The sequence below is a fragment of the Lysobacter enzymogenes genome (assembly GCF_017168095.1).
In the GTDB taxonomy this organism is placed as follows: domain Bacteria; phylum Pseudomonadota; class Gammaproteobacteria; order Xanthomonadales; family Xanthomonadaceae; genus Lysobacter; species Lysobacter enzymogenes_D.
Genome location: NZ_LXSD01000329.1, coordinates 1 through 5,815, shown reverse-complemented (window position 1 = coordinate 5,815; position 5,815 = coordinate 1). Strand labels below are relative to the sequence as shown.

The window sequence follows — 5,815 nt, the reverse complement described above, 5'->3', positions numbered from 1 at the left end:
CCCGCCGCCGCGCCCGCCCAGGCCGGCCCCGCCGCCGCCGACCCGGCCGTGGACGCCGCCTTCGCCGAGCTGTCCAAGCGCTGGCTCGACGGCTTCCTCAAGATCAATCCGGTCGGCGCCACCCAGATCGGCGAGCACCGCTACGACGGCCAGATCGACGACCTCAGCGCCGCCGGCCGCCAGGCCCAGCTCGACTTCAACAAGAAGCTGCTGGGCGAACTCGACGCGATCGACGCGACCAGGCTGTCGCGCGAGAACCAGGTCGACGCGCTGATCCTGCGCAACCGCCTGCAGGCCGAGGTGTGGAACCTGCAGACCCTGCAGAGCTGGGCCTGGGATCCGCTGGTCTACAGCGGCCTGGCCGGCGACGCGATCTACAGCCTGATGGCGCGCGACTTCGCGCCGATGCCGCAGCGGCTGGAATCGGCCACCGCGCGCATGGAGAAGATCCCGCAGGTGTTCGCCCAGGCCCGCGCCAACCTCGATCCGGCGCGGGTGCCGAAGATCCACGCCGAGACCGTGGCCAAGCAGAACGCCGGCGTGCTCGACCTGATCGACACCTTCATCGTGCCCAACGCCGGCCAGCTCAAGGGCGAGCCGCGCAAGCGCCTGGACGCCGCCGTCGCCGGCCTGCGCAAGGCCGTGGCCGAGCAGCAGGCCTGGCTCGACAAGACCCTGGTGCCCAACGCCAAGGGCGACTTCCGCATCGGCCAGACCCTGTACGACGAGAAGCTCAAGTTCTCGCTGAATTCCTCGCTGTCGCGCGCGCAGATCATGCAGCGCGCCAAGGCCGAGCTGGCGCGCGTGCGCGGCGAGATGTACGCCATCGCGGTCAAGCAGCTCAAGGGCAAGCCGAACGCGCCGGCGCTGCCGGACAAGCCCACGCCCGAGCAGCAGCAGGCCGCGATCGAGGCCGCGCTGGAGCTGGCCTACGCCGACAAGGCGCCGCGCGACAAGGTCGTCGACTTCGCCAAGCAGACCCTGGCCGAGGCCACCGAATTCACCCGCGCCAAGAACCTGGTGACCGTGCCCGACGCGCCGGTCAAGGTGATCCTGATGCCGGAATTCCAGCGCGGCGTGGCCCTGGCCTATTGCGACTCGCCCGGCCCGCTCGACAAGGGCCTGGACACCTACTACGCGATCTCGCCGATCCCCGGCGACTGGAGCGACGCGCAGGTCGACTCGTTCCTGCGCGAATACAACACGCGCATGATCCACCTGCTGTCGATCCACGAAGCCATGCCGGGCCACTACCTGGAAGGCGCGCACTCGGCCAAGGCGCCCTCGACCCTGCGCGCGGTGCTGCGCTCGGGCGTGTTCGCCGAAGGCTGGGCGGTGTACACCGAAGACCTGATGGCCGACGCGGGCTATCTCAACAACGACCCGCTGTTCCGCCTGGTGCAGCTGAAGTTCTACCTGCGCAGCATCGGCAACGCGATCCTCGACCAGGGCGTGCAGGTCGAGGACTGGAGCCGCGAGCAGGCGATGGAGTTCCTGACCACGCAAACCTTCCAGCAGGAGCGCGAAGCCGCCGGCAAGTGGGTGCGCGCGCAGCTGACCTCGGCGCAGCTGCCGACCTACTTCGTCGGCGCGCAGGAGCACTTCGACATGCGCCGCGCGGTGGAAGACAAGCTCGGCCCGAAGTTCGACCTCAAGGCCTATCACGACCAGGTGCTGTCCTACGGCGCCCCGCCGGTGCGGTTCGTGCGTGAACTGATGCTGGACGAACCGATTCGCTGAGCCTGCTCGGCGACACCCACGAAAAAGGCGCGGGCCGGGCCCGCGCCTTTTTCGTTTCTGCGTGCCGCTCGGATACGGCTCCGACGCGACCGGCTGCCCCGCGGTCGCGACTCGCGTCGCTCCTACAGTCGCCTCCGGCCGCTTGCGCAGCTCGCCCGAAGCTCCCTGTAGGAGCGACGCAAGTCGCGACCGCGACGACCCAACTACGGCGCAACCCACCGCCGCCCGCGCAACATCACGCCCGACCGCAGTTTCGACGCGACCGGCCACCCCGCGGTCGCGACTCGCGTCGCTCCTACAGTCGCCTCCAGCCGCTTCCACATCTAGCCCGAAGCTCACTGTAGGAGCGACGCAAGTCGCGACCGCGACAACCCAACTACGACGTAACCCACCGCCGCCCGCGCAGCATCGTGCCCAACCGCGGCTCCGACGCGACCGGCCACCCCGCGGTCGCGACTCGCGTCGCTCCTACAGTCGCCTCCGGCCGCTTGCGCAGCTCGCCCGAAGCTCCCTGTAGGAGCGACGCAAGTCGCGACCGCGACAACCCAACTACGACGCAGTCCACCGCCGCCCGCGCAACATCACGCCCGAACGCGGTTTCGACGCGACCGGCCACCCCGCGGTCGCGACTCGCGTCGCTCCTACAGGGGCTGCGTACCGCTCGGCATCAGGCGAAAACTTCGCGCGTGGCGGCGAAGGCTTCGCGCAGGGTCTGCACTTCGCCGCACCGGCCTGCGTCGTAGCCCGCCAGCTTGCCCAGTTCGGCGCGGAAGCGGTCGCTGCGCAGGATCGCCAGCACCTCGCTCAACGCCGGCGCCTCCAGGGTGCTGGCCCGCGCCAGGAAGAAGTAGTGCTCGCTCGCCACCGGCACGAACTCCAGGCCGTAGCGGCGCGCCGGCGTTTCCAGGCCGAAGCCGGCGTCGGCCATGCCGCTGGCCACGTACGCCGCGACTGCGGCGTGGGTCAGTTCGTCGATGCCGCAGCCGCGCACCTCGCGGATGCTGCGGCCCTGCCGCGCCAGCATCCGTTCCAGCAGCAGGCGCGCGCCGGAGCCCGGCTGGCGATGGATGAAACGCACGTCGGCGCGCAGCAGGTCGGCCAAGGCGCGGATGCGCTTGGGATTGCCCGGCGCCAGGATCAGGCCGATGCGGCGCGTGGCCAGGTGCAGCACGCGGTCGTCGTGCGGGTCGATGCGCTCGGCGTAATGGGCGAGGATGTCGCGCTCGAATTCGCCGATCGGCAGATGCACGCCGGCCAGGTCGCAGGCGCCGGCGCGCAGCGCGTCGAGCGCGTCGCCGGGGCTGCGGTACTTCAGCTCCACCGCGGCGTCGGCCTCGTCGAGGAAACGACGCAAGGTCTCGACCGCGAAGCCGTGCGCGGCGTGCACGCGCGGCGGCGCGGCCTGCGCGCTGAGCGCGCGGCCCAGTTCCACCTCCACTTCCGAGGCCAGGCTGTCCAGGGTCGGCGCCAGCCGCGCGGCGATGCGCTGCTCGGCCCAGACCAGGCGCTCGCCGAGCGCGGTCAGGCGCGCGCCGCGGCCGCGCGCCATGCGCAGCAGCGGCGCGCCGAACAGGGTCTGCGAGTCCTGCAGCAGGCCCCAGGCGTAGCGGTAGGACAGCCCCAGCTCGCGGCAGGCCGCGGCCAGCGAACCGGTCGCGTGCACGCCCAGCAGCAGCTCGATCAATTTCGGCGGCAACGGCCGCCCGTCGGCGGCATGAAGTGTCCATTTGGGTTGGATCTGGACCTTGAACATGATCGTCCTCGCATCGTTTCGATACCGCCGCGCACACGCACCGCATTCAGCCGTCACACCGGCGCCACTAATCGGCTTTTTGCAGCCGATTATTAGACTACTCTGCGATATACGACCGCGTCCCGAGTGAGTTAGCCTCGTCCGCGCTCAGGGCCTTCCCCCGGTCTTTATGCCCTGCACAGCCTATTGGCCGTCGTCATACCAGAGGGGTCCGCATGTCCAGTCAAAGCACGCCATCCAGCCACAGCGCGGCGATCGCCGCACCGCCACCGGCCTCGGACGGCCTGCTGTCGAAAGAACGCATCGTCGCCAAGCCCGGCTTCAACCGCTGGCTGGTGCCGCCGGCCGCGCTGGCGATCCACCTGTGCATCGGCATGGCCTACGGCTTCAGCGTGTTCTGGCTGCCGCTGTCGAAGGCGGTCGGCATCGAGCAGCCGCTGGATTGCCCGGCCGACATGGGTTTCTTCGCGCGCATGGTCGCCACCGGTTGCGACTGGAAAGTCAGCGCGCTGGGCTGGATGTACACCCTGTTCTTCGTCCTGCTGGGCTGCTCGGCGGCGCTGTGGGGCGGCTGGCTGGAACGCGCCGGGCCGCGCAAGGCCGGCGTGGTCTCGGCGCTGTGCTGGTGCGGCGGCCTGGTGATCTCGGCGATCGGCATCAAGACCCACCAGATCTGGCTGCTGTGGCTGGGCTCGGGCGTGATCGGCGGCATCGGCCTGGGCCTGGGCTACATCTCGCCGGTGTCGACCCTGATCAAGTGGTTCCCCGACCGCCGCGGCATGGCCACCGGCATGGCGATCATGGGCTTCGGCGGCGGCGCGATGATCGGCAGCCCGCTCGCCGACGCGCTGATGAAGCGCTTCGCCGGCGCCGATTCGGTCGGCGTGTTCGAAACCTTCCTGGTCCTGGCCGCGGGCTATTTCGTGTTCATGATGGCCGGCGCGTTCGGCTACCGCGTCCCGCCCAGCGGCTGGCAGCCGGCCGGCTGGACGCCGCCGCCGGCGAGCCAGAACGCGATGATCACCCAGCAGCACGTGCACGCCAGCAAGGTCTGGGGCATTCCGCAGTTCTGGCTGCTGTGGGGCGTGCTGTGCCTCAACGTCTCCGCCGGCATCGGCGTGATCGGCATGGCCTCGCCGATGCTGCAGGAGGTCTTCGGCGGCCAGCTGATCGGCGTGGACGGCGGGATCAAGTCGCTCGGCGAGGACCAGCTCAAGGCGATCGCCGCGATCGCCGCCGGCTTCACCGGCCTTTTGAGCCTGTTCAACATCGCCGGGCGGTTCTTCTGGGCGTCCACCTCCGACTACATCGGCCGCAAGATGACCTACGTGGTGTTCTTCGTGCTCGGCTTCGCCCTGTACGCGGCCGCGCCCTCGGCCGGCTCGGCCGGCAGCATCGCCGCGTTCGTGGCGATCTTCTGCGTGATCCTGTCGATGTACGGCGGCGGCTTCGCGACCATTCCGGCGTACCTGGCCGACCTGTTCGGCACCCAGATGGTCGGCGCCATCCACGGCCGCCTGCTGACCGCCTGGGCCACCGCCGGCATCCTCGGCCCGGTGGTGGTCAATTACATGCGCGATTACCAGCTCGGCCTGGGCCTGCCGCCTTCGCAGGTCTACAACACCACGATGTATATCCTGGCCGCGATGCTGGCGCTGGGCCTGCTGTGCAACCTGCTGGTGCGGCCGATCGCGCAGAAGCACTTCATGACGCCGGAGGAACTGGCGCGCGAGAAGGCGCTGGCGCACGAGAAGACCGGCCGCAACGGCGAAGCGGTCTACAGCCCCGAGCAGATGGCCCTGGTCGGCCGCGGCGGCAATCCGGCGCTGGTGCTGGCGGCCTGGGCCGCGGTCGGCGTGCCGCTGGCCTGGGGCATGTGGGTGACCTTGCAGAAAGCGTTCGTGCTGTTCCACTGAGCCGTCGATGAGCGTGAAGCCGTCCCGTTCCGAACCGCAGGCCGCGCACGGCGACGGCGCCGTGCGCCGGCGCGTGCGCCGGGTCCGCGACGGCCAACTGCGCGAGGCGATGGACGAAGTCGCCGCCGAGGTGCCGGTGGCGCTGGCCTACAACGGCGAACCGTTCGCGGTGATGATGGCCACGCCGCAGGACATCGCCGATTTCGCGCTGGGGTTCTCGCTCAGCGAAGGCATCGTCGGCGCCGCCGGCGAGTTCGCGGTCGAGGACATCGCGACCTCGCTGGAAGGTATCAGCGTCGCGCTGCGGGTGCCGCCGGCGCGCGCCGCGGCGCTGCTGGCGCGGCGGCGCAACCTGCAAGGCCGCAGCGGCTGCGGCGTGTGCGGCACCGAGAGCATCGAGGCGGTG

General features: G+C 70.2%; 4 protein-coding genes. 3 read left to right on the top strand and 1 reads right to left on the bottom strand.

The window, feature by feature from the left end; all coding sequences use genetic code 11:
- Nucleotides 1-1,740, top strand: a 1,740-nt coding sequence (locus A7A76_RS11705; RefSeq protein ID WP_206411348.1) for a DUF885 domain-containing protein, incomplete at its 5' end; no start/stop codon positions are given.
- Nucleotides 1,741-2,407: 667 nt separating this feature from the next.
- Here the strand turns inward: A7A76_RS11705 and A7A76_RS11700 are convergent.
- Complete coding sequence (locus tag A7A76_RS11700) at nt 2,408-3,493, bottom strand: substrate-binding domain-containing protein (RefSeq protein ID WP_206411347.1); 1,086 nt, start codon at nt 3,491-3,493, stop codon at nt 2,408-2,410.
- A gap of 215 nt (nt 3,494-3,708) precedes the next feature.
- Here A7A76_RS11700 and A7A76_RS11695 point away from each other — a divergent pair, with 215 nt between their 5' ends.
- Nucleotides 3,709-5,409 carry an OFA family MFS transporter gene (locus A7A76_RS11695; RefSeq protein ID WP_206411346.1) on the top strand — a complete coding sequence of 567 codons (1,701 nt, stop codon included), beginning with the start codon at nt 3,709-3,711 and terminating at the stop codon, nt 5,407-5,409.
- 7 nt (nt 5,410-5,416) lie between these two features.
- Nucleotides 5,417-5,815, top strand: a 399-nt coding sequence (locus tag A7A76_RS11690; RefSeq protein ID WP_206411345.1) for a formate dehydrogenase accessory sulfurtransferase FdhD, incomplete at its 3' end; no start/stop codon positions are given.